We start from the raw sequence: 22565 nt of genomic DNA, 5'->3' as shown, positions 1-22565 counted from the left end.
TGCCGTGTTTTGTCCGCCTGCCGCGATCTAGGCCATTGGCGCGGCAGGTTCAAGGGTTCATAGGCCAGCTTACCGGAAATCGGCCTGGGTCAACACATACATGTTCCTGCGGCCGTGCGAATAGGCTTCGCGCGCAACATCCTGGATCGACGAGCGCTCCGCATCGAACGCGCTGAGATACTCGGCTTCCGCTCCGCTCGTGGCCGTTGCCGCCGAAAGCGCTGCAACCTCCACAAAGAACGGCACTTCGAACATACCGTCATGGCCGACGAAACGAATGCGCTTGGCCGCAGCGTCGTAGGAGCGGCTGCGGTTGGGAAAATTGAGCGTCACACTCAAGCTCCTTGGTTAGTGGCAAAGCCGGCGCACATTGGCAAAGCCGGCTATGTCAGATCAGGCGGTGGGTTTCGGCGAGCTGACGCGCCCGCCGCACCGTGCCGTCGGTGTCGGCAATCCTGCGTCTCGCTGCCTCATCACTTCTTATCGTCAGTCGCGCCGAGATGACCTTTATGGGCTTGGTGATCGGCTTGATTGTTGCGGTCGGGCCATCAGGCGTTTTCACGGAAACCATGGATTTTCCTTTCAGATATAAATAAAAATTAATGCCGGGATCAACTTTTCCGGCAAAATCTCAAACAATTCTTTTGAAGAGTTTGGACCGTATCATCATTCTACAAATATCACTAGAAAAGTAATTTCGTCGCAAGATCGGCACTGGGCAGGAATCTTCTTGAATAAACCGCAATTTTGGATTAATGAATTGAAATCGTTTTTTGGGCCAAGCTTGGCATCTCGCGGCGTCAGAGGTTCTCGACCCGCCAAACTCATTCCAGATCGCCGATACCCAAATTGCCGATACAGGGACGTACGGTACTTAAGTCCCGGTGCCGCAAAGCGGGCACTACTTTGTCGGAATCACGCCGGGAACGAGACTTCGAGGCACGAGAATGTCTGGCCGAACTACCCATTCCATCGCGCATTTCGAGGCGCCCTTCATGCTTGTCGGCCTGGAGGGAAAGCTGCCGGCCGGCGACTACGACATCGACCACGATGAGGAGCTTATCGATGGCATGTCGTGGCTTGCCTGGCGCCGTGTCGCAACCTTCATCCATCTGCCGGCAAGGGCAGTGAAAAGCCCGACCAGCCAATTGGTTGCCATCGACCTTGCCGAGCTCGAAACCGCGCTGAGGCGGGACCAGGAGAATGCTGCATGATCCGCTTCCAGCAGAGCGCGCGTCCACGCACCGACACGCCCGCGCATCGTTTCGCGATCGGCCAGACCGTTCGCATGAAGAGCCGCACCGGCCTTGTCCAGAAGACCGCGGAGCTGTTCCAGATCAAGAGCAAATTGCCGGTCAAGGACGGCTCGCCGCAATACCGCATCCGCAGCGACGAGGAGACCCATGAGCGGGTCACCACGGAAGACAATCTCGAAGTGGCCGACAATCCGAGCGCCTAGATCTTCGTCAATCGCCACCACCACATTCATCAATCACGAGGATCAAGAAATGGCCAAGGGTCAACAGCGTAGCAATCGCGAGACACGCAAGCCCAAGAAGGACAAGGCGGCGGCAAAGCCGGCTTCACCCTTCGGCTCGGCCGTCAAGCAGGCGGAACCCGGTTTGAAACCGAAGTCCAAGGGCTAGCGCTCCGAGGCGCCACGCGAGCCTCACCATGCTTGTGCACCTGAGCGGCTTTGGTGCACCCGCAGGACTGCGGCGCCGCAACACGGAGGCGTGCTTGAACTTCGTCGTCGAGTTCTACCGTTCGCGCAACGCCGACGAAGCGACGCTCGACAGGGTGTCGATCGAGGCGCCGAACCTGCGCGCCGCCCTGCAGGGCGCCACCGAACTGTTGCGCTCGCTGGCGATGCCGCAGATCCCGGACCGCCTGCGCATTTCCGACGAGGACGGCAGCGAGCTCTATGCCGGCCCGGCCGATGGAGCTTATCCAGCGAACGGATGAGCAGCACTGCATTCATTCAGCCACCACGCGGATCCAATTAAAGATCACGTAACGTCGAAGCCATATAAGGTTCCGCTGGAACCGGGGCCGATCGCGGTTGGCTGCCCGGCAGGCCGCGCGCGAAATCGTCGCTCGCGCCGAAGGCAGGGAGGCGCACATGGACAGGCCGCGCATCATCGTGACTGCGGTGGTGCTGGCCTTGCTCGGCGCTACAGTACCCATCGCGGCGATGTTTCACTTTTCGTGGGTCCTGGCGGTTCAGGAAGAACATCAACGGCTGGATCTGTTCGCCAACCGCGCGATCGCCAGGGCCAGCATATCGCTCAAGGACGCAACCGACGCGTTGCGTGAGATCGACCGGTTCACCGGCGACCGCTGTTCGGTGGGCCACATTGCCCGCATGCGGCAGCTCACCATCAATACCCGCTCGATCGAAGAGATGGGTTACTTCGAGAACGGCGTGCTCAAATGCACTTCCTGGGGGCAGACCGAAGGACGCATTGCCCAAGCCGCACCGGATTTCACCACCGCCGATAGCGTTGCCGTCACTGCCCGGATACAGCCGCTGGCCAACCAGGGCCATCCGCTGATGGCCCTGCAGTACAAGCACCATAATGTCCTTGTCGACCCCCTGCGCTTCGTCGACATCGTCGTCGATCCCGACATTCAACTGGCCCTGGCGACAAACACGGGCGTCTTGCTCAGCGCACTGAACGGGCCTGACCCAGCCCGCATCGGCAAGATCATCGCCGCCCCAGGCAAGGGGCTGGATAACGGTCATCTGTTTGCCACGGCGCGCGGGACGGACTGGATCGCGGTTGCCACCGAACCGGAAAGCCAGATCGTGGACAGCGTGCGCAGGCGGCAATTGCTGCTGCTTCCTCTCGGTGCTTTCATTGCCGCCTTCATCATCGGTATGGTCGCCTGGTTGTCGCGGCGGCGGCTGTCGCCGCTTGGAGAATTGCAGATTGCCGTGCGCAAGCACGAGTTCATCGTCCACTACCAGCCAATCGTCGAGCTCAAGACCGGCAATTGCGTGGGTGCGGAAGCACTGGTGCGCTGGAAACGACCGGACGGCTCGCTGGTCCGGCCCGATCTTTTCATCCCGCTGGCCGAAGAGAGCGGCCTGATCGCGGCTATCACCGATCAGGTCATAGCCCTTGTCGTTCTGGACCTGAAGAAGCTTCTTGTCGCCAATCGTTCTCTCCACATCGCGATCAAATCTGAGCCCGTCCGACGTCAGAACGGCAAGGGTCCTTCCGGTCATCGAAAAGGCCCTGCAGCATACCGGAATTCACGCTCGGCAGATCTGGCTGGAGGCGACGGAGCGCGGTTTCGTCGACATCGATTCAGCACGCTCGACCGTCATTCGCGCCCGCGAGCTTGGCCATGCGGTCGCGATCGACGACTTCGGCACAGGCTATTCGAGCCTATCCCACCTTGAGGGCCTGCCGCTCGATGCGCTGAAGATCGACAAATCGTTCATCGACACGATCGCTACGGATTCCGCCACCAGTTCCGTCACGCCGCATATCATCGACATGGCCAAGACGCTGAAGCTGAAGGTCATTGCCGAGGGCGTGGAGACGCGGGCACAGGCCGACTATCTGATGGAACATGACGTCGATTATGGCCAGGGTTGGCTGTTTGCCAAACCCATGCCCGCGGCGGAATTCATCGCCTATTGCCGCAAGATGAAGCCGCCGGCGCAAGGACAGAACGTGGAGCACTATCTCCCCCGGGATCGGGGGAGATAGAACCCTTAGCGCCTCAACAGGGACCGTCTTCGACGATCCGATAATCGGCGGCACGGGCCTCGCATGCATTGGGGAAGGTGCGCAGGTCGCCACGGCGGCGTCCACAGACAGGGGCATACTCGCGGGTGCAGAATGTCTGCTCCTCACCGCCACCGCCACCGCCACCACCGTCGCGGCACTGGCCGTCGCGGATGATGCGGTATCCGGCCCGTTCGGCAAGGCAGGCATTGGCGAAGGTCTGGCGGTCGCCGCCACGCCGGGCGCAGACCGGATCATATTGCTTTGTGCAGAATTGCGGCCCAGGCATTGGCGGACGGTAACCCGGTCCTTCGTCCACCACCACCGCGGTACAGGCCGCAAGAACTGCCGACAGCAACAGGATGGCAAAACCCTGCCGCGAGAAGATTGCCGCAAGAAATTTCATAACTTTACCTCCCTCGAGCCCCCGCTCCGATGCATGTCGCCCAAAAGCTGCCCACGGGCCTGACCCGAGGATGCGCAGCGGTTTTGGATAACGACATGCACAAAATGCAAAACGCGTTCCACTCCAAGCCGATCCTCGCCATTCCACCGCCAAATGCAACCCTTGTTTGCAAGCTCCCATCCCGCTGGGCCATACGAGGCCGGGCTCTGGCCGATGACCGAGCGAAGAGCCGGGTCTATCGATGCCATGCACCGGAACGCGCCCATCGGGCGGCAGCCGGGACGCTACCTTGCAACCATCACGTTTCCGTGCGATAAATTTTGTGTTCGGGCATTTGCGACCCGGAGAGCGGAACGTTTTGGACGACCTTTCCCCGATACTGTGAATCTCTGACGGCCCCGTTTTTCGGCGGGGGGTTTTGACCATGCGCCAATGCATGACTGCCGAAGCAACCACCGGGACTTGCCCACGGCTCCAGGCGGCGGGCAAACCACAAGACTGACACGGGTGAAGGAGTTTCCCCAATGGCCCAGACCGGCACCGTTAAGTTCTTCAACGCAACCAAAGGCTTCGGCTTCATCACGCCAGATGACGGCGCCAAGGACGTGTTCGTCCACATCTCCGCGATCGAGGCTTCGGGCCTGCGCACGCTCGTCGATGGCCAGAAGGTCACCTTCGACGTCGAGCCTGACCGGATGGGCAAGGGGCCGAAGGCCGTCAATCTCCGCGCCGACTGAACCGTCGCGCGCACGTCCGCTCGGACGCGCGCGGACTGTGCTGAGGCCTCCACAGGCCCTATGCCGGCTTTCAGCGCCGGATCCGAGTTTTCGAAGGCGCGGCGCTTTTCGTCGCGCCTTTTTTCGTGCCGGAGGGGGCAATCCGACGCTTGCAAAACTTTCTCTTGCCGATGACGCTAAAATAAACGACAAATTTCCACTCGGGCATTTGCCGGCCCGAGACTGGACTTGATGGGATCAAAGGAGCTTCCCATGCCGCAGACCGGCACCGTCAAATTCTTCAATCATGCCAAAGGCTTCGGCTTCATCACGCCGGATGATGGCGCGAAGGATGTCTTCGTCCATATTTCGGCCGTGCAGGCGTCGGGTCTTCCCGGTCTTGAGGATGGGCAGAAGGTAACATTCGACACCGAGCCGGACAAGCGCGGCAAGGGTCCGAAAGCCGTCAATCTGTCGATCGGCTGAGCCGGGATCGAAACAGCACCGGACGGATTTCGCAGGGCAGGTCCGCTCGTTGTTGAGCGTGCAAGAGTTGTGGCTCGCGCCATGCCTGATCGATGAGTGCCCGACCGGTCCCAACCTGCCAAGTTCGTTCAGCCCCCGTTCAGCCACGGTCGCCTATTAGCCTTCGATAAAGCCGGACCGCATCCCCAAATTACACGGGCCGGCACGAAGGAGACCGACATGAACCGAATTTTCAAGACCACCATTCTGTCCGCCGCGATTGTCGCGACCACGCTTGCGACCTTGCCAGCGGCGAGCGCCGGTGAGTGGCGCCACCGGCACCACCATCGCGGCAATGGCAATGGTGATGCGATCGCAGCAGGTGTCCTTGGCCTGGCGGCCGGCGCCCTGATCGTTGGTGCGCTCAACAATCCGCAGCCCAGCTATTACGACCCCGGCTATAACGATTATGATCGTTATCCGCGGCCCGCCCCGGTGCGCCGCTACTACGCGCAACCGCAGGTCGCCTACAATGAAGGTTACGCCGAGCCATGGACCCGTGGCTGGTATGAGTATTGTTCGGACCGTTATCGCTCGTTCAACGCCCGCACCGGCACGTTCACCGGCTATGACGGCGAACAGCATTTCTGCACCGCCAACTAATGCATGTCGCCCAAAAGCAGGTCCACGGGCCTGACCCGGGGGTGCATAGCGGTTTTGGGATAACGACCTGCACAGAGACAAAGCCTTAAAGCGCCAAGCGCTTTAAAGCTCCCCTGCCCCAAAAGCGTTGTCCACGTGGCCAGCGCTTTTTGTTGTCGGCATGTGCAAGACAAGAGCCTGATGCGCGCTTCACCAGGCACCGACGCAGCGCGCTTTAGATCAGGAACGGATTGCCCCGGCGCTCCTCGCCAAAACGACCGCCGGGACCATGGCCGCAGATGAAGCCGACGTCGTCGCCGAGCGGCAAAAGCTTGTCCTTGATCGACGCGATCAGCGCGACGTGGTCGCCGCCCGGCAGGTCGGTGCGGCCGACAGACCCACGGAACAGCACGTCGCCAACATGGGCGAACTTCGCAGCGCGATTGTAGTAGACGACATGGCCTGGCGCGTGGCCCGGGCAATGAAAGACCTCGAACGCGTGCTGGCCGAACGAGACGGTATCGCCTTCGTTGAGAAAGCGGTCAGGCACGCAATTTCGCACGGGATCGGTGATGCCGTAGAGTTTCGCCTGGTTCTCGAGATTGGCAAGCAGCGGACGGTCGGCCTCGTGCGGGCCGATGATCTCGATGCCGAGCGCCGCCTTCAGGTCCATAGCGCCGCCGGCATGATCGATATGACCATGCGTGATCCAGATCGCGCCGGCGTTGATCGCATTGTCCTTCAGCACCGCCAGCACCTTGTCGATGTCGCCGCCCGGATCGACGACGACGCCTTGTCTGTCGTCCATGTCGAAAAGGATGGTGCAGTTTTGCTGGAAGGCCGTAACCGGCACGATACCGGCATTGAGCTGACCCATGATCGTCCTTTCCCCATGTCGCCCCCTTAATACTGTGTCGCTCCTGATGTAGAGACACACGTAAACGGCGTCCACCGCTGGCACGGACACAAAAGAAATGGGCGGCCGAAGCCGCCCATGCGAAAGCCCGAAAACGCCAGGCTTATTTCTTCATCGCATTCATGACCGCGCCGATGATGCCGGTCAGAATCGCGCCACCGCCGGCACCGCCGATGATGTTTTGCAGATTGAGCGCACTGCCCAATCCGCCCGTTGCCGCTGCCGCCGCTGCCGGATCAACCGTGCCACCGCCGAGCAGGCTACCGAGGATGGCCGCGCCGCCGACGCCGCCAACGGCGCCGCCAAGGATCTTGGGAAGCTGACCCATTGCCGCCGTCTTGATCGCCGCGCCAACTGCCTGACCACCGATGATACCCGTAATCACCTGAATAATGATCGGAAGAAGCGTGTTCATGTCCATATTACCAGTCCCTCCATAGCTGCCAGCCTCCCGGGCCGACAGCATCATGAGACGCCGAATTGGACGAAAGTCAAATGCAGAAGTGCTTAAATAAAAGGGGCGGCCCGAAAACCGCCCTTACTAGTTAAAAAAGCTGTGACTTTCGTTATTCTGCAGCGATCGCATGCTTGGGTTGAACGGCCGCAGAATAGTCGTTCATCAGAGTCTTGGCGATTTCACCCACCTCGAATCGGTATGGACCGATCTCAGAAACGGGCGTCACCTCGGCAGCCGTCCCGGTGAGGAAGCACTGCTGGAAGCCTTCGAGCTCTTCGGGCATGATGGCGCGCTCGATCACCTCGAAGCCGCGGTCCTTGGCAAGACCGATCACCGTACGGCGGGTGATGCCGTCGAGGAAGCAATCCGGGGCGGGGGTGTGGATCTTGCCGTCCTTGACGAAGAAGATGTTGGCGCCGGTCGCCTCCGCAACCTGGCCGCGCCAGTCGAGCATCATGGCGTCGGCATAGCCCTTGGCTTCGGCGGCGTGCTTGGACATGGTGCAGATCATGTAGAGGCCAGCGGCCTTCGATTTCGACGGCGCGGTGCGCGGATCGGGACGGCGCCATTCGGCCAGATCGAGACGGATGCCCTTCAGCTTCTGCGCCGGATCGAAATAGCTCGGCCACTGCCAGATGGCGATGGCGCAGTTGATCCGGCTGTTTTGCGCCGAAACGCCCATCTGTTCGCTGCCGCGCCAGGCGATTGGCCGGACATAGGCATCCTGGAAGCCCTGCTTCTTCAACAGCGTGCGGCAGGCGTCGTCGATCTCGGCAACCGAATAGGGGATCTTGAAGCCGAGCAAGCGTGCCGATTCGTGCAGGCGCTCACTGTGGTCGGTCAGTTTGAAAATCTCGCCGCCATAGGCGCGCTCGCCCTCGAACACCGCGCTGGCGTAGTGCAGGCCATGGGTCAGCACGTGGACCTTCGCGTCAGCCCATTTGACGAACTCACCGTTGATCCAGATAAAGCCATCCATTTGGTCGAAGGGAACGGATGCCATGTTAACCTCCCGCGGGCGGCCGCCCGCACATCATTGTTTTTCGTTTCAGCCGCACCGGGCGGCCCGTTTCTTCAAAGCCTAGAGTGTCTCAAAGCGTAGGCGGATATATAAGATCTGGCAAACTCAGGAAGTTCCGGAAAAACGGCCTTCTCTTGCCTTTTCGTTCGCAATCCGCCGAAAAGCTTGTCAAAAATTACCATCGGGAGGAAAATACGTCAATAGTGCTGACGTAATTTCCCTTTCACCGCGGAGAGAAGATGACGGATCGCAGCCACCCAACCGCAAAACCGATCAGGACGGCGATCACCGACGAGGACGGCATCGACTTCGCCATCATCGAACTGTTTTTCTTCGCCTATCGCGATTTTACCTCCGACCCGGACCAGATCCTGGCCGATTATGGCTTCGGCCGCGCCCATCACCGGGTTCTGCATTTCGTCAACCGCAGGCCGGGCCTGACGGTCGCTGAGCTCCTCGACGTGCTGAAGATCACCAAGCAGAGCCTGGCGCGCGTGCTCAAGCAGTTGATCGACACCGGCCACGTCGTCCAGTTGCAGGGTCCGCGCGATCGCCGCCAGCGCGAACTCTATCCAACGGCCAAAGGCCGCGCGCTGGCGCTGGCGCTGGCGCGGCCACAGTCGCGCCGCATCCATGCTGCATTGGAAGATTCCGGAGCTACCGAACGCGCCTTGATCGAACGCTTCCTGGAAGCGATGGTCAATCCGGAACTAAGGGCGCAGATCGACATTGTGCCCGCAAAAATGTCAGGGAAAAGCCATGGAGACCACTGAAAGGGTTGATCAACCGGCAGCACCGGATGATGATGCACCGCATCTGCTGGTGATCGATGACGACACTCGTATCCGCAATCTTCTCAAACAATATCTGACGGAAAACGGCTTTCGCGTCACCGTTGCCGGAAATTCCGGCGAAGCGCGGCGCAAGCTCGCCGGTCTCGATTTCGATCTGCTCGTTCTCGATATCATGATGCCGGGCGAAACCGGCGTCGAGCTCGCCAAAGCGCTGCGGGCAAGCAAGAACGTACCGATCCTGATGCTAACCGCGCTTTCCGAGACCGACAGCCGGATCACCGGGCTCGAGGCCGGCGCCGACGACTATCTGCCGAAGCCTTTCGATCCCCGCGAATTGATCCTGCGCATCAACAACATTCTGCGCCGCGGCGGTCCGGCAACGACGCCCAAGGTCGAGCAGCTGGTCTTCGGCCCCTACACGTTCCAGATCGCCAGGCGGGAGCTCAAGCGCGGCGGCGAGGCGCTGAAGCTGACGGACCGCGAGCAGGAGATCCTGGCGATCTTCGCGGCGCGAGCCGGCGAGACGATACCGCGCCATGAGCTCGTCGGCGACGAGTCCGAAGTCGGCGAGCGCACCATCGACGTCCAGATCAACAGGCTTCGCCGCAAGATCGAACGCGATCCGTCCAATCCGGTCTGGCTGCAGACCGTGCGTGGTATTGGGTATCGGCTCAGCGTGGAATAGACTCCTGTCCGCAGCCCCTTGTTGAGTGGCTGCAGATGAGCAAAAAGGGCGAATGGCGACCACGCAACTGGAACGGCCGGAAGATAGCGGCTTGAGCGCTCGCGCCAAGCGGGCGCTGAAGGCGGTGCCGCTCGCCTGGAAACGGTTCTGGCGCCTCGTTTCGCTTTACATGCCGAAGCGGCTCTATGCCCGCTCGCTGATCATCGTCATCGCACCGATGATCCTGCTGCAATCGGTGCTCGCCTTTGTATTCATGGAACGTCATTGGCAGACCGTGACGCAGCGCCTGTCGCAGGCCACGGTCCGCGACATTGCCGCAATCGTCGACCTGGTGGAAACCTATCCGAACGACGCCGACTACGCCAATATCATCCGCATCGCACAGGATCGCATGCAGCTGAAGATCGACTTGCTTCCGCCCGATCCATTGCCGGCGCCCGGTCCAAAGCCGTTCTTCTCGATCCTTGATGAAATTCTCTCGTCCGAGATCACCCATCAGATCAACCGCCCGTTCTGGATCGACACGGTCGGCAATTCCAACATCATCGAGGTCCGCGTCCAGCTCGAGGGCAAGGTGCTGCGCGCCTTCGTGCGCCGCAGCCAGGCTTATGCATCGAACACCCACATTTTCCTGATCTGGATGGTCGGCACCTCGCTGGTGCTGCTGATGATCGCCATTCCCTTCCTGCGCAACCAGATCCGGCCGATCCTGACGTTGGCCGAGGCCGCCGAGAGTTTCGGCAAGGGCCGGCCGATGCCGCGCGATTTCCGTCCGCGCGGCGCCGAGGAGGTGCGTCGCGCCGGCTTTGCCTTTATCCAGATGCGCGAACGCATCGAACGCCAGCTCGAACAGCGCACCGCCATGCTGACCGGCGTCAGTCACGATTTGAGAACCATCCTCACCCGCTTCAAGCTGCAGCTGGCGCTGACCGGGACCAAGGCCGACACCGAGGCGCTCGGCCAGGACATCGACGACATGCAGTCGATGCTGGAGGGCTATCTTGCCTTTGCCCGCGGCGAAGCGACGGAAGACGCCGGCCGTTTCAATCTAGAAACCTATTTCGACAAGCTCGGCGAGGAGGCCACGCTGCGCAAGCGCAAACTGTCGACCGCGCTCACCGGCGATCCAAATGTGCATGTGCGGCCCCACGCCTTTGCCCGGCTGTTGTCCAATATCGTCGGCAACGCCTTCCGTTACGCCAAGACAGTTGAGATCAACGCCAACCATAGCCGCGGCTCGCTGCTCGTCACCATCGACGACGACGGTCCGGGCATTCCGCCCGAAAAGCGCGAGGACGTGTTCAAGCCTTTCGTGCGGCTTGACGAGGCCCGCAACCTCGACGCCAGCGGCACCGGCCTCGGCCTTGCCATCGCCCGCGACATCGCACGCAGCCATGGCGGTGACATCATGCTGGACAAGAGCCCGCTTGGTGGCCTGCGCGCCGTCATCAAGGTTCCGGCCTGATTAGAGCGATAAGCGTCCAATTGGACGCACAAAGTACGGCCGCCGGCTTGCGCCTTCATCGGCCCGTCATGAAACCATGTTGAAGAGCGCGCATGAAGCGCGCGAACTTGATTGATTCGGCCTTGCGGCCTCGCATCAAGGAAACCGACGACCTTTCAAGCAAAGGGCTGCCATGCGCATCCTGATGGTCACCGATGCCTGGCGCCCGCAAGTCAACGGCGTCGTCCACACACTGGAACGGCTTTCGGAAACCCTGAAATCCTTCGACGTCGAGACGGGGTTCCTGACCCCGAACATCTTTCGCACCTTGCCCCTGCCGACCTACCCGGACATCCGGCTGGCACTGACGACGCCGGGCCGGGTCGCGCGCCTGATCGAAGCGCGCAACGCCGATCATATCCATATCGTCACCGAAGGCCCGCTCGGCATCATGGCGCGGCGCTATTGCCGCAAGGCAGGCCGGCCGTTCACGACAAGCTATCACACGCGCTTTCCGGAATATCTAAGCGCGCGGCTGCCGATACCGGAAGCCTGGGCCTATCGCTGGCTTCGCGATTTCCACAATTCCGGACAGGGCACGCTGGTCGCCACCCAGTCGCTGGCGGACGATCTGTCGGCGCGCGGCTTCACCAAGCTGAGACCATGGACGCGCGGCGTCGACACCGACCATTTCCGGCCGGACAAGAGGAAAGATCTGGGGCTCAAGGGACCGATCTTCCTCTGCGTCGGCCGCGTCGCGATCGAAAAGAACCTGGCCGCTTTCCTCGATCTCGACCTGCCCGGCAGCAAGGTGATCGTCGGCGAGGGGCCGGAGTTGGCCAGGCTCAAGGCCAGATACCCCGATGCCCATTTCCTTGGCCACCGTCCGAACGACGAACTGGCCGAAATCTACGCCTCGGCCGATGTCTTCGTTTTCCCAAGCCGCACCGACACGTTCGGCAATGTCATCATCGAGGCGCTGGCCAGCGGCACGCCGGTCGCAGCCTATCCGGTGACCGGGCCAATCGACATTGTCGGCGACGGCGTTGGCGGAGCGGTGTCGAACGATTTGCGCGAGGCAGCGCTCGCCGCGCTCCACGTCAATCGCGCCGAGGCGCGCCAACGGGCAATGCGCTATAGCTGGAAAGCCTGCGCGGAAATGTTCCTGGAGACGGTCGAAGAGGCGCTGGGAACGACACGTAAGCTGATACCACCTTTCGTCATCGGGCGAAGCGGCAGCAAAGCCGGCGCGCAGACCCAAGGATGACGAAGCTAGAATAGTCGGCCGCCGTCGGGCACCTTGCGTTCGATTGCGCCGAGGACGACGGCACCCTCCTCGTCGGGGAAACCGAGCGTCAGCACTTCCGACATGAAAGGTCCGATCTGCCGTGGCGGAAAATTGACCACCGCGAATACCTGCCGGCCGATGAGCGTCTCCGGCGTATAATATTTGGTGATCTGCGCCGACGATTTCTTCACCCCGATGTCGGCGCCGAAATCGATCTTCAGCTTGAATGCCGGTTTGCGCGCCTCGGGGAATGGCTCGGCCTCGACGATCGTGCCGGCACGGATATCGACACGGTCGAAATCGGCGAAGCTGATCTCGGGCTTGCGCTGGCTGCTCGAACTCATTGAGGATCAGGACCTGGCTCAGGCGTTTCCATAGGTCTCGAACAGGACGCCGGCCAGCGCATCCTTGGCAGAGGTTCCCGACCAGACGACGAACTGGAACGCCTGGAAATAGCATTCGCAGGCTTCCAGCGCCGACGACAGCAGCACCTCGACCTGCTGGCTCGACGGCTCGACTCCACCGGCGAGCAGCAGCGACTGGCGGAACATGATCGCGCCTTCCTGTTCCCAGAGGTCGAAATGGCCGAACAGCATCTGCTCGTTGATCAACGAAAGCAGCCGCATCACCTCGAGCGCGCGCGCCTCCGGCACCTTGATGTCGAAAGCGCAAGCCAGATGCAGCGCCTCGAAATCCTCCATCCAGGAAAATGAGACGTGGTAGTCGGTCCAGCTTCCGGCAACCGAAATCGAAATCTCGTCGTCGCCGGCTCGCTCGAAAGACCAGTCGTTGTTGTGGGCCACCTGCTCGATGACATCCACCGGGTGGATTTCGCGCGAGAGTTCGAGTTCGAGAAGTTCCATGGAATGCTTCCTGTCGTTCAGGGGAGCGCCTCACGCTCCGCGGGGCACACACAGCGAACAATCTTGTCTAGAACTCGGACGGCCGGGACTTCGTCAACGCAAAGACCCCAGACCGGACCCCACCGCCCGGCGGCATGACCCTGCTCCGAATCATGCAACAAATTCAGTCTATTGATCGGGAGTCGCGTGACCAGCCCAATTTTTCGCACTGCGTCATTCGCATGTGGAAAGCCGCTGTCACAAAGATTCACGCAATGCCGTTAAGGGATTCACGACAAAGCGCTTTTTGCGATTGTGCTTTGTGGAAAAGTTTAACGATTATTTTTTTGATCTGGGCTTTGCCGCAGCTGCAGGCGCGGCCTGCCCGGTCAATTCGGCGAGCTTTGCCTCAAGTGCTTCCAGGCGCGCAGCGAGACGGGTGTTTTCTTCCCTGGCCTTAACAGCCATATCGCGGGCGGCCTCGAATTCTTCGCGCTGCACCAGGTCCATTGAATTGAGAAGGCGCTCGGCCTGCCCTTTGAAGGCGGTTTCCACTTCGCGACGCACCCCTTGCGCGGCACCCGCGGCGTCGGTCATCAGCTTGGCGAATTCATCGAGAATGCGGTTCGGTCCGGTCGACATGGCAAATCCTCGCTTGCTCGATTTGACGTAGTGGCGCGCGACGCGGAATGCAAGAACGTTGAGTCTGCTGCGTCATCAAGTCGGAATGCAATTTGATCTGACCTAGCAGGCCATAGCTGGTACCATCACAAGGAAGAGGACTTTGACGGGAGTCTGCAATGGCTATCAGTGCGGATTTGAACCAGCGTCTTGCCGCACTCGCCGCAGCGCTTGCCAGAGGCGTCAGCGACGCCGATGCAGGGCGGATCAAGCCAGCCGACAACGTGCTTGATCGCCTAGAGGCCAAATATAAGGCATTGGCCGAGACCAAGCGCTGAGGCGGTAGCACAGGCACGATTAGCCTGCTTTCCGAAGCCGTATTTGCCGCGCCAGAGCCAGCTTGACCCTGCCAAAGCCCTGCCGCATGGTCCGCGCCCGAACGTGATCGCAACCGGGAGATCTTGTTGAACGAGTATCTGATGCTGCCGCTGGCGGCCCTGCCCTTCCCCAACATCGACCCGGTCATCGTCCAGATTGGGCCGCTGGCGGTGCATTGGTATGGCGTCGGCTACATCGTCGGCATTCTCTTCGCCTGGTGGTATGCCAAGCGGCTCGTCACCAACAAAAGGCTCTGGCCCGACGGCACGGTGCCGATGAAGCCCGAGGATCTCGACGACTTCATCGTCTGGGCGGCCATCGGCGTGGTGCTTGGCGGGCGCACCGGCTACGTGCTGTTTTACGACCTGCAGCGCTATATCGCCCATCCGCTCGATATCCTCGCCGTCTGGCAGGGCGGCATGTCGTTCCATGGCGGCCTGCTCGGCGTCATCCTCGCCATGACGCTGTTTTCCTGGTCTCGCGGCATCCGCACATGGTCGCTGTTCGACGTGGTGGCGGCTGGCGTGCCGGTCGGCCTTGGCCTCGTCCGCATGGCGAATTTCATCAATTCCGAATTGTGGGGCAGGCCGACCGACGTGCCGTGGGCGGTCGAATTCCCCAATGGCGGGCCATTTGCGCGTCATCCGAGCCAGGTCTACGAAGCGCTGCTCGAAGGCCTGGTGCTGTTCCTGGTCCTGCGCTTCCTCACCCATTCCGGGCTCAAGCTGAAGACGCCACGCTTCGTCGGCGGCGCCTTCATCGCCGGCTACGGTCTCTCGCGCATATCAGTCGAATTCTTCCGCGAGCCCGATCAGCAGCTCGGCTACCTCCTCGGCACCGGCTGGCTGACCATGGGCATGGTGCTGTCGCTGCCGATGGTGCTTGCCGGCGTCTGGGCGATGGCGACTGCAAAGCCGGTAACTCAGCCACAGCCGGTATGACTCGGCTGAAAACCCGCATCGCCGAGCTGATCAGTGCGGCGGGGCCGATACCCGTCAGCCAGTACATGGCGCTTTGCCTGTTCGATCCTGAGGAAGGCTACTATACGACGCGCGAACCGTTCGGGGCCGCCGGCGACTTCGTCACCGCCCCGGAGATCAGCCAGATGTTCGGGGAGCTGGTCGCAGTCTGGCTCTACGAAGCCTGGCTGGCGACCGGCCGGCCGCTGCCGGTCACCGTTGCCGAGATCGGCCCCGGCCGCGGCACGCTGATGAAGGACATGCTGCGCACGCTTTCGCGGCTCGATCCGGCGCTGACTGCCGCCGCGTCCTTCGCCATGATCGAGACCAGCCCGCGGCTGATAGATGTCCAAAAGCAAACGCTTGCCGCCACGCCTGTCGCGATCGGCTGGCACGAAAGCATCGACACGCTGCCGCAAACTCCGCTTTTCATCGTCGGCAACGAATTGTTCGACGCCGTGCCCATCCGCCAGTTCGTCCGCGCCGGAACAGGCTGGCGCGAACGGATGATCGGCCTCGACGGCGCGGATGAATTGCACTTCTTCGCCGGCGCCGGCTCGGTCGATCCGACGCTGTTGCCGAACGAGGCCGAAAACGCGCCACAGGGCGCGATTGTCGAGGTCGCGCCGGCCCGAGCCGCACTGATGGCGACCATCACTGAGCGCATATCCAGTCGTGGCGGCGTCGGGCTATTCCTCGACTATGGCTATTTCCGGCCAGGGATCGGCGACACGTTGCAGGCATTGCGCAAGCACGATCACGAAGATGTGCTGGCCAATCCGGGCGAAGCCGATCTCACCGCCCATGTCGATTTCGCTGCCCTTGCTGCCGTTGTGCGAGCGCACGGCCTCGATGCCCATCTCTCCACGCAAGGCGAATTCCTGGTGGAAATGGGCCTTCTCGAACGCGCCGGCCAGCTCGGCGCCAAAGCCGATCAGGCGGCTCGCGAAAAGATCGCGAGCGAGGTCGAACGCCTCGCCGGCCCGCAAGCCATGGGCGACCTGTTCAAGGTACTTGCCGTCCTGCCTGCCGGCATCGCCGTTCCGCCGTTTGCAGCGGCGGATTGACTTTTCGCTGCTGCCTCTTCCACTCTCCCGGCTTCCGACCGTCGCCTACCTTGTGGACTGTAGCCCATCTTTGGACTGTAGCTTGACGAAATCGCCCACACGGACAACAACGCCGCCATGCTGAATCAGACGAAACCGGATCCCGTTCGGTCACCCTTGCTGGAAAGGGTGCGGGCACAAGGCATTCGCCACGGCTATTTCACCCGCGTCGGCGGCGTCTCCAGCGGTATCTATCAGGGGCTCAACATCGGCACCGGCTCGAGCGACGACCAGACGCAGGTAGCCGAGAATCGCCGCCGCGTCGCCGACTGGATGGGTGTGCCTTCAACCCATCTCTTGACCGCCCACCAGATCCATTCGCCCGATGTCGTCGTCGCCAGGGAGCCTTTTGCCGGCGAGCGGCCGAGGGCCGACGCCATCGTCACCGACCGGCCGGGCATCGCCGTCGGCGCCTCGACCGCCGATTGCGGACCGGTGCTGTTCGCCGATGCCGAGGCGCGTGTCATCGGCGCAGCCCATGCCGGCTGGAAGGGCGCCTTGTCAGGCGTGCTGGAAAACACCATTGCGGCGATGGTAGGCCTCGGCGCCCGGCGCGAGCGCATCGTCGCGGTTCTCGGTCCTTCCATCGGCCCCGAAAACTACGAGGTCGGGCCAGAATTCGTCGCCCGCTTCGTCGAGGCCGACGCCAACAATATCAGCTATTTCGCGCCCTCCGCGAAGTCGGGACATGCAATGTTCGACCTCAACCGCTATACGGTCGATCGGCTGACCCGGGCCGGCGTGACCGCCGACGGGCTCCGCCGCTGCACCTATGCCGAGGAGGATCTGTTCTATTCCTACCGGCGCACCACGCATCGCAACGAGCCGGATTACGGGCGGCAGATTTCGGCAATCGTTTTGGAGACTGAATAATGGCGCTGCATTTCGAACGGTCGGAATTTGACGCGCGGCGCGATCGGCTGATGATCGAGATCGCCGAAAAGAAGCTCGATGCCGTCCTGCTGTTTGCGCAGGAGAGCATGTACTGGCTGACCGGCTACGATACGTTCGGCTTCTGCTTCTTCCAGTGCCTGGTGGTGAAGGCAGACGGCTCGATGATCCTGCTCACCCGCTCGGCCGACCTGCGCCAGGCGCGGCACACCTCGATCATCGACAACATCGTGCTGTGGACCGATCGCGACGGCGCCAATCCGGCGATCGACCTGCGCAATCTGCTCAACGATCTCGACCTGCTCGGCGCCCGCATCGGCGTCGAATACGATACCCACGGCTTGACCGCCTACAATGGCCGGCGCCTGGATGAGCAATTGCAGACCTTTGGCCAAATCGCCGACGCTTCCGGCATCGTCAGCCGGCTGCGCCTGTTCAAGAGCCCGGCCGAGATCGCCAAGGCGGAGAAGGCCGCAAATCTCGCCGACGACGCGCTGGACGCGGCCTTGCCGCTGATCAAGCAGGGCGGCGATGAAGCCTTGATCCTGGCTGCCATGCAGGGTGCGATCTTTGCCGGCGGCGGCGACTATCCGGCCAACGAATTCATCATCGGCTCGGGCGCGGATGCGCTGCTTTGCCGTTATAAGGCCGGTCGCCGCAAGCTGACCAAGAACGACCAGTTGACGCTCGAATGGGCCGGCGTCTTTCACCACTATCATGCGGCGATGATGCGCACTGTGCTGACCGGCAAGGTGTCGAAACGTCACCAGGAACTGTTTGATGCTGCGCGCGCCGCACTTCTGGCCGTCGAAAAGGCGATGACCCCCGGAAACACTTTTGGCGACGTATTCGATGCGCATGCCCGCACGCTCGAATCGCACAATTTGACCAAGCACCGGCTCAATGCCTGCGGCTACTCGCTCGGCGCCCGCTTCACCCCGTCATGGATGGACATGCCGATGTTTTATCAGGGCAACCCCGAACCCATCGCGCCAAACATGACGCTGTTCGCCCACATGATCATCATGGACTCCGAAACCGAGACCGCGATGACGCTTGGCCGCACCTATCTGACGACCGAATCGCAGCCGAAGCCGCTGTCCCGCCATGATCTCGACTTGATCGTGCAGTGAATCCATAATGATAAGGATTCAAAGGGCGTTCATCGCCAGGGAGTTTTGAGGCAAATGAGGCGATCGCATATGACGACCGTGTCATTGCTCGCGGCGCTGGCGCTGGCCGCCTGCACCAATGCAAAGGACGTTCTCGAACCCTCGGCCATCGCCCCGCAGTCGACACAGGCTGTGCCCGCAGCCGGCACGGCTGCAGCACCGCAGCCTTCCGCGACGGCACAACCTTCCGCCCCGGCGCAATCGGCAACCACGACCGTGCCCGCAAAGAGCGCCGCCGTTATCGCACGAACCCGCCTGCAGGTGGCGCCGATCGTCGGCGCCTCGGTGGAAGCAGCCACACCGCTGACCGCGGAGCTTCAGGCGCGAGCCAAGCAGCGCGGCATCACCCTCGCTGGCAGTGCCGGCCAGACCCCCACGCACGTGCTTAAAGGCTATTTCTCGACGATGTCGGAAGGCAAGGACACGACCGTCATCTATGTCTGGGACGTCTACGATCCGGCGGGCAACCGGCTGCATCGCATCAATGGCCAGCAGAAGGCGCCGTCGGTCAGTGGTGGCGACGGTTGGGCTGCGGTCGCGCCGGAGACCATGCAGGCGATCGCCGACCAGACGATCGACCAGTTTGCCGCCTGGCTTGGCAGCCAAGCGGGCTGACGTGTTGCCAGCTTTCTCATCGCAAACGTTTATTGAGATTAGCCGGCGGATTCCCGATCACGACGCTTGCAATACCGGCACGGGCCGCTAAAAGCCCGACTAAGAGGCTCAAGAGAGTCTGTCGGAGTCTCTCAATCCTTCACCAGGAACGGTGCATGAAGCTTTTCGCGGGCAATTCCAACAGGGTGCTAGCCGAAGCGGTCGCCCGCTATCTCAATATCCCGCTGGGCAAAGCCAGCGTCAGGCGCTTCGCCGATCAGGAAATCTTCGTCGAGATTCAGGAGAATGTGCGCGGCGAGGATGTCTTCGTCCTGCAGTCCACCTCGTTCCCGACCAACGATCACCTGATGGAACTGCTCATCATGATCGACGCCTTCATGCGCTCGTCGGCCAAGCGCATCACGGCGGTCATTCCCTATTTCGGCTACGCCAGGCAAGACCGCCGCGCCTCGGGCCGCACGCCGATCTCGGCCAAGCTGGTCGCCAACATGATCACGCGGGCGGGCGTCGATCGCGTGCTGACGCTGGATCTCCATGCTGGCCAGATCCAGGGCTTTTTCGACATCCCGACCGACAATCTGTTTTCAGTGCCGGTCATGGCCCGCGACGTGAAGGCGAAATACAAGCAGCTTGCCAATGTCATGGTCGTGTCGCCGGATGTCGGTGGCGTGGTCCGCGCCCGTGCGCTCGCCAAGCGCATCGACGCCCAGCTTGCCATCGTCGACAAGCGTCGCGAACGTCCCGGTGAATCGGAAGTCATGAACGTCATCGGCGATGTGCGCGGTAAGGATTGCCTGCTGATCGACGACATCATCGATTCGGGTGGTACATTGTGCAATGCGGCCGATGCGCTGCTCGCCGCCGGCGCCACCAGCGTCACCGCCTACACCACACATGGCGTTTTGTCCGGCGGCGCTATCGCCCGCATCGGCGCCTCGAAGCTGCAGGAACTGGTCATCACCGATTCGATCCAGCCGACCCAGGCGGTGCTCGACGCCAGCAACATCCGCGTCATCTCCATCGCCGACCTTATGGGTGAGGCGATCTCGCGCACGGCGACCGAGGAATCGGTGTCGAGCCTGTTCGACTGAAATCCGCCACGCCACAGCCGCGCGCCCAGCGGATCCTTCCAACCGAAGGTTCGGGGTCATGCGTTACCCCTTCGACACCCTGATGTTGTCTTTTGACCCACGCATATAGCCGCGCGGCGAGGTTCCCAGCATGCGCCTGAACATGGTGGTGAAGGCCGGTACGCTGTCATAGCCGAGGTCGAGCGCCACCCTTGTGATCGGCTCGCCATCCGCCAGCCTCGGCAAGGCCGCGAACAGGCAGGCCTGCTGGCGCCATGTCGACAGCGACAATCCGGTCTGGCGATGAAAGGCACGCGTGAAGGAGCGGCGGCTCATGCCGACGATGTCGGCCCATTCGTCGATCGTCGCATGCGGCGATGGCGCCGCGACGAAGCGCCGACATAGCGCCGCGAGCCTGGGATCGGACGGGAACGGCAAACCGAGCGGCCGTTCCGGCAGGGTCGGGATTTCATACAGAAGCAGATTCATGATCAGCCCGCCGCGCCCCTCCAACTCGCCGCCTTGCGGCAGCTTTTCGGATTCCACGATCAGGCTATGCATGAGGTCGGTGACGCCGACCACCCGCAGCCCTTCTGGCAGTCCCGGGATCGCCTCCGGCATTACATAGACAGAACGCATGCTGACATCGCCGAGCATCTCGACAGAATGCTCGGTACCGGCGGGAATCCACATGGCATGATCGGGAGGCACCATCCAGCGCCCGTGCCGCGTCGTCACCAGCACGACGCCAACAAGCGCATGCAGCAATTGACTGCGGCTGTGACGGTGCTGCGGCACATGGTAACCGTCGGGATATTCGGTCGGCAGGGCAACCGCTGGCCCGGCAACCTGTTCCAGCCACTGCCAGCGGCGCTCATGCAACTGCCCTAGATCGGTAAACTGGCCGAGATCGGTGTTGCCCGCTTTGAAGATTTCCTTGCCGTGCGGCATTGGGTATGGCCCACTCGCGAAACTATTGGACCAAACCACGAAAGAAGTCGCCCGGCAAGTGTCCTATAGACAACCGGTTTGCGGAGCAGCTGCGGAAGCTTCCGCCAAAAAGACCACGGAGCATACCTTGACTGACACGACAGCCACCACCGTCGCCACGCCTGCGCCGGCCAGCCACGCTTCGGCGCAAGCGACGGCCTTTACCGTCATTCTTGCGGTAAGCTTCTGCCACTGTGTCAACGACATCATGCAGTCGCTGCTGTCGGCCATCTATCCGCTGCTGAAGGACAATTACGGCCTCGATTTCTGGCAGATCGGCCTTTTGACTTTCACCTTCCAGGTGACGGCGTCATTGCTGCAACCGCTGATCGGCATGGTCACCGACAAGCGGCCGATGCCCTATTCGCTGCCATACGGAATGGCGGCCTCGCTGATCGGCCTGATCGTGCTGGCCTATGCCGGACATTATTCGCTGCTGCTGATCGGCGCGTCGCTGATCGGCCTCGGTTCGGCGATCTTCCACCCGGAATCCTCGCGCATCGCCCGCTTCGCCTCGGGCGGCAGGTTCGGCCTGGCGCAGTCGCTCTTCCAGGTCGGCGGCAATCTCGGCCAGGCCATCGGGCCGCTGCTGGCTGCCTTCATCGTCGTGCCCTTCGGCCAGACCAGCATAGCGTGGTTTGCCGTCGGCTCGCTGATCGGCATCGTCGTGCTGTGGCGGGTCGGTGGCTGGTACAGCCGCCTTCGCGCCTCGCTCGCCAACCGCAAGACGGCAGGCTTCGTCTCCCCCTTTCCGCGCCACAAGGTGTTGGGCGCGCTGGCGGTGCTGACCTTGCTGGTGCTGACCAAGAACGCCTACGTCGCCAGCCTGGCCAGCTACTACACCTTCTACGCCATAGATAAATTCGGCGTTTCGGTGCAGATGTCGCAGGTCATGCTGTTCCTGTTCCTCGGCGCCTCGGCGCTGGGCATCCTGCTCGGCGGTCCGTTCGGCGACCGCTACGGCCAGAAGACTATGATCTGGTTCTCGATCGTCGGTGTGCTGCCCTTCACGCTGGCCCTGCCCTACGCCAATTTCGAATGGACGATGATCCTGACCGTGCTGATCGGCCTGATCCTGTCGTCGGCCTTTTCCAATATAGTCGTCTTCGCCCAGGAGCTGGTGCCCGGCCGGGTCGGCATGATTGCCGGCATCTTCTTCGGCTTCGCCTTCGGCATGGGCGGCATCGCCGCCGCCGTGCTCGGCGTCGTCGCCGACATGAAAGGCATCGACTTCGTCTTTCAGGTCTGCTCCTACCTGCCGCTGCTCGGTTTGCTGACAGTGTTCTTGCCAAACATGAAAGAGGCTAGAAAGATCGAGGACGGGATCACGATCGGGTGAGGCTTCCG

29 protein-coding genes and 1 pseudogene are annotated in these 22565 nt (G+C 61.8%); 20 read left to right on the top strand and 10 right to left on the bottom strand.

Going from position 1 to position 22565, the window contains the following annotated elements; translation table 11 throughout:
- Positions 1-69 precede the first annotated feature (69 nt).
- Both NKH73_RS16935 and NKH73_RS16930 read right to left on the bottom strand, forming a co-directional pair.
- Positions 70-333: a DUF1488 family protein gene (locus NKH73_RS16935; protein ID WP_352933577.1), complete on the bottom strand. Its 264-nt coding sequence runs from the start codon at positions 331-333 to the stop codon at positions 70-72.
- A gap of 55 nt (positions 334-388) precedes the next feature.
- The gene (locus NKH73_RS16930; RefSeq protein WP_352933574.1) at positions 389-571 is read right to left on the bottom strand and encodes a hypothetical protein; all 183 of its coding nucleotides are present in this window, start codon (positions 569-571) and stop codon (positions 389-391) included.
- 376 nt (positions 572-947) lie between these two features.
- Here NKH73_RS16930 and NKH73_RS16925 point away from each other — a divergent pair, with 376 nt between their 5' ends.
- The 5 genes and pseudogenes from NKH73_RS16925 (at position 948) to NKH73_RS16905 (ending at position 3722) form a co-directional block, all read left to right on the top strand.
- Positions 948-1214 carry a hypothetical protein gene (locus tag NKH73_RS16925; RefSeq protein WP_352933571.1) on the top strand — a complete coding sequence of 89 codons (267 nt, stop codon included), beginning with the start codon at positions 948-950 and terminating at the stop codon, positions 1212-1214.
- On the top strand, positions 1211-1459 hold the full coding sequence (locus NKH73_RS16920; RefSeq protein ID WP_352933568.1) for a hypothetical protein: 249 nt from the start codon (positions 1211-1213) through the stop codon (positions 1457-1459). Before NKH73_RS16925 ends, NKH73_RS16920 begins: the two co-directional genes overlap by 4 nt.
- Before the next feature lie 49 nt (positions 1460-1508).
- Positions 1509-1646, top strand: coding sequence for a hypothetical protein (locus NKH73_RS16915; protein WP_352933565.1), 138 nt, complete (start codon positions 1509-1511; stop codon positions 1644-1646).
- Between the two features lie 94 nt (positions 1647-1740).
- Positions 1741-1965: a hypothetical protein gene (locus NKH73_RS16910; RefSeq protein ID WP_352933562.1), complete on the top strand. Its 225-nt coding sequence runs from the start codon at positions 1741-1743 to the stop codon at positions 1963-1965.
- Positions 1966-2122: 157 nt separating this feature from the next.
- Positions 2123-3722: pseudogene (locus tag NKH73_RS16905) on the top strand (EAL domain-containing protein).
- A gap of 13 nt (positions 3723-3735) precedes the next feature.
- On the opposite strand, the gene NKH73_RS16900 reads toward NKH73_RS16905, so the two are convergent.
- Positions 3736-4146, bottom strand: coding sequence for a Kazal-type serine protease inhibitor family protein (locus NKH73_RS16900; RefSeq protein ID WP_352933559.1), 411 nt, complete (start codon positions 4144-4146; stop codon positions 3736-3738).
- 524 nt (positions 4147-4670) lie between these two features.
- On the opposite strand from NKH73_RS16900, the gene NKH73_RS16895 reads away from it, so the two are divergent.
- The 3 genes from NKH73_RS16895 (at position 4671) to NKH73_RS16885 (ending at position 5990) form a co-directional block, all read left to right on the top strand.
- The gene (locus NKH73_RS16895) at positions 4671-4883 is read left to right on the top strand and encodes a cold-shock protein (RefSeq protein WP_023799871.1); all 213 of its coding nucleotides are present in this window, start codon (positions 4671-4673) and stop codon (positions 4881-4883) included.
- Between the two features lie 252 nt (positions 4884-5135).
- Complete coding sequence (locus NKH73_RS16890; RefSeq protein ID WP_006202521.1) at positions 5136-5348, top strand: cold-shock protein; 213 nt, start codon at positions 5136-5138, stop codon at positions 5346-5348.
- 219 nt (positions 5349-5567) lie between these two features.
- Positions 5568-5990, top strand: coding sequence for a BA14K family protein (locus tag NKH73_RS16885; protein ID WP_352933554.1), 423 nt, complete (start codon positions 5568-5570; stop codon positions 5988-5990).
- 214 nt (positions 5991-6204) lie between these two features.
- On the opposite strand, the gene NKH73_RS16880 is transcribed toward NKH73_RS16885, so the two are convergent.
- From NKH73_RS16880 to NKH73_RS16870, 3 genes are all read right to left on the bottom strand, one after another.
- Positions 6205-6846, bottom strand: coding sequence for an MBL fold metallo-hydrolase (locus tag NKH73_RS16880; protein ID WP_352933552.1), 642 nt, complete (start codon positions 6844-6846; stop codon positions 6205-6207).
- Between the two features lie 142 nt (positions 6847-6988).
- The gene (locus NKH73_RS16875) at positions 6989-7306 is read right to left on the bottom strand and encodes a hypothetical protein (RefSeq protein ID WP_352933549.1); all 318 of its coding nucleotides are present in this window, start codon (positions 7304-7306) and stop codon (positions 6989-6991) included.
- A gap of 145 nt (positions 7307-7451) precedes the next feature.
- A complete protein-coding gene (locus NKH73_RS16870) occupies positions 7452-8345 on the bottom strand; it encodes a branched-chain amino acid aminotransferase (RefSeq protein ID WP_352933546.1) in 894 nt (297 codons plus the stop codon).
- Between the two features lie 257 nt (positions 8346-8602).
- Between NKH73_RS16870 and NKH73_RS16865 the strand changes: the two genes are divergently transcribed.
- From NKH73_RS16865 to NKH73_RS16850, 4 genes are all read left to right on the top strand, one after another.
- Positions 8603-9136, top strand: a complete 534-nt coding sequence (locus NKH73_RS16865; protein ID WP_352933543.1) for a MarR family winged helix-turn-helix transcriptional regulator — start codon at positions 8603-8605, stop codon at positions 9134-9136.
- Positions 9123-9842 carry a response regulator gene (locus tag NKH73_RS16860; protein ID WP_352933541.1) on the top strand — a complete coding sequence of 240 codons (720 nt, stop codon included), beginning with the start codon at positions 9123-9125 and terminating at the stop codon, positions 9840-9842. Before NKH73_RS16865 ends, NKH73_RS16860 begins: the two co-directional genes overlap by 14 nt.
- Before the next feature lie 52 nt (positions 9843-9894).
- Positions 9895-11307: an ATP-binding protein gene (locus tag NKH73_RS16855; protein ID WP_352933538.1), complete on the top strand. Its 1413-nt coding sequence runs from the start codon at positions 9895-9897 to the stop codon at positions 11305-11307.
- Positions 11308-11479: 172 nt separating this feature from the next.
- The gene (locus NKH73_RS16850; RefSeq protein ID WP_352933536.1) at positions 11480-12553 is read left to right on the top strand and encodes a glycosyltransferase family 4 protein; all 1074 of its coding nucleotides are present in this window, start codon (positions 11480-11482) and stop codon (positions 12551-12553) included.
- Between the two features lie 5 nt (positions 12554-12558).
- Here NKH73_RS16850 and NKH73_RS16845 read toward each other — a convergent pair whose 3' ends face one another.
- The 3 genes from NKH73_RS16845 to NKH73_RS16835 all read right to left on the bottom strand — a co-directional run bounded on the left by NKH73_RS16845 (position 12559) and on the right by NKH73_RS16835 (position 14058).
- A complete protein-coding gene (locus tag NKH73_RS16845; protein WP_352933533.1) occupies positions 12559-12918 on the bottom strand; it encodes a tRNA-binding protein in 360 nt (119 codons plus the stop codon).
- Positions 12919-12936: 18 nt separating this feature from the next.
- Complete coding sequence (locus NKH73_RS16840) at positions 12937-13437, bottom strand: type III secretion system chaperone family protein (protein WP_352933531.1); 501 nt, start codon at positions 13435-13437, stop codon at positions 12937-12939.
- A 318-nt stretch (positions 13438-13755) separates the two neighbouring features.
- Positions 13756-14058 carry an accessory factor UbiK family protein gene (locus NKH73_RS16835; RefSeq protein ID WP_352933529.1) on the bottom strand — a complete coding sequence of 101 codons (303 nt, stop codon included), beginning with the start codon at positions 14056-14058 and terminating at the stop codon, positions 13756-13758.
- Between the two features lie 158 nt (positions 14059-14216).
- On the opposite strand from NKH73_RS16835, the gene NKH73_RS16830 reads away from it, so the two are divergent.
- The 7 genes from NKH73_RS16830 to NKH73_RS16800 all read left to right on the top strand — a co-directional run bounded on the left by NKH73_RS16830 (position 14217) and on the right by NKH73_RS16800 (position 20249).
- Positions 14217-14375 carry a hypothetical protein gene (locus NKH73_RS16830; RefSeq protein WP_502893942.1) on the top strand — a complete coding sequence of 53 codons (159 nt, stop codon included), beginning with the start codon at positions 14217-14219 and terminating at the stop codon, positions 14373-14375.
- Positions 14376-14501: 126 nt separating this feature from the next.
- Complete coding sequence (lgt, locus tag NKH73_RS16825; RefSeq protein WP_352933527.1) at positions 14502-15356, top strand: prolipoprotein diacylglyceryl transferase; 855 nt, start codon at positions 14502-14504, stop codon at positions 15354-15356.
- Positions 15353-16441: a class I SAM-dependent methyltransferase gene (locus NKH73_RS16820; protein WP_352933525.1), complete on the top strand. Its 1089-nt coding sequence runs from the start codon at positions 15353-15355 to the stop codon at positions 16439-16441. The genes lgt and NKH73_RS16820 overlap by 4 nt, the downstream gene beginning before the upstream one ends.
- Positions 16442-16558: 117 nt before the next feature.
- Entirely contained in the window at positions 16559-17353 is a 795-nt protein-coding gene (pgeF, locus tag NKH73_RS16815) for a peptidoglycan editing factor PgeF (RefSeq protein WP_352933522.1), read from the top strand.
- Positions 17353-18504 (top strand): M24 family metallopeptidase, encoded by a 1152-nt coding sequence (locus tag NKH73_RS16810; RefSeq protein WP_352933521.1) that lies wholly within the window; start codon positions 17353-17355, stop codon positions 18502-18504. Before pgeF ends, NKH73_RS16810 begins: the two co-directional genes overlap by 1 nt.
- Before the next feature lie 54 nt (positions 18505-18558).
- Positions 18559-19158 (top strand): hypothetical protein, encoded by a 600-nt coding sequence (locus tag NKH73_RS16805; RefSeq protein WP_352933519.1) that lies wholly within the window; start codon positions 18559-18561, stop codon positions 19156-19158.
- Between the two features lie 155 nt (positions 19159-19313).
- The gene (locus NKH73_RS16800; RefSeq protein WP_337126612.1) at positions 19314-20249 is read left to right on the top strand and encodes a ribose-phosphate pyrophosphokinase; all 936 of its coding nucleotides are present in this window, start codon (positions 19314-19316) and stop codon (positions 20247-20249) included.
- A 63-nt stretch (positions 20250-20312) separates the two neighbouring features.
- Here NKH73_RS16800 and NKH73_RS16795 read toward each other — a convergent pair whose 3' ends face one another.
- Entirely contained in the window at positions 20313-21179 is an 867-nt protein-coding gene (locus tag NKH73_RS16795) for an AraC family transcriptional regulator (RefSeq protein ID WP_352933516.1), read from the bottom strand.
- 127 nt (positions 21180-21306) lie between these two features.
- Between NKH73_RS16795 and NKH73_RS16790 the strand changes: the two genes are divergently transcribed.
- A complete protein-coding gene (locus NKH73_RS16790; RefSeq protein ID WP_352933514.1) occupies positions 21307-22557 on the top strand; it encodes an MFS transporter in 1251 nt (416 codons plus the stop codon).
- The last annotated feature ends 8 nt before the right edge of the window (positions 22558-22565 follow it).

This window comes from Mesorhizobium sp. M0938 (assembly GCF_040319125.1).
GTDB lineage: Bacteria > Pseudomonadota > Alphaproteobacteria > Rhizobiales > Rhizobiaceae > Mesorhizobium > Mesorhizobium robiniae.
This window is presented reverse-complemented; position numbering and strand designations above follow the sequence as displayed.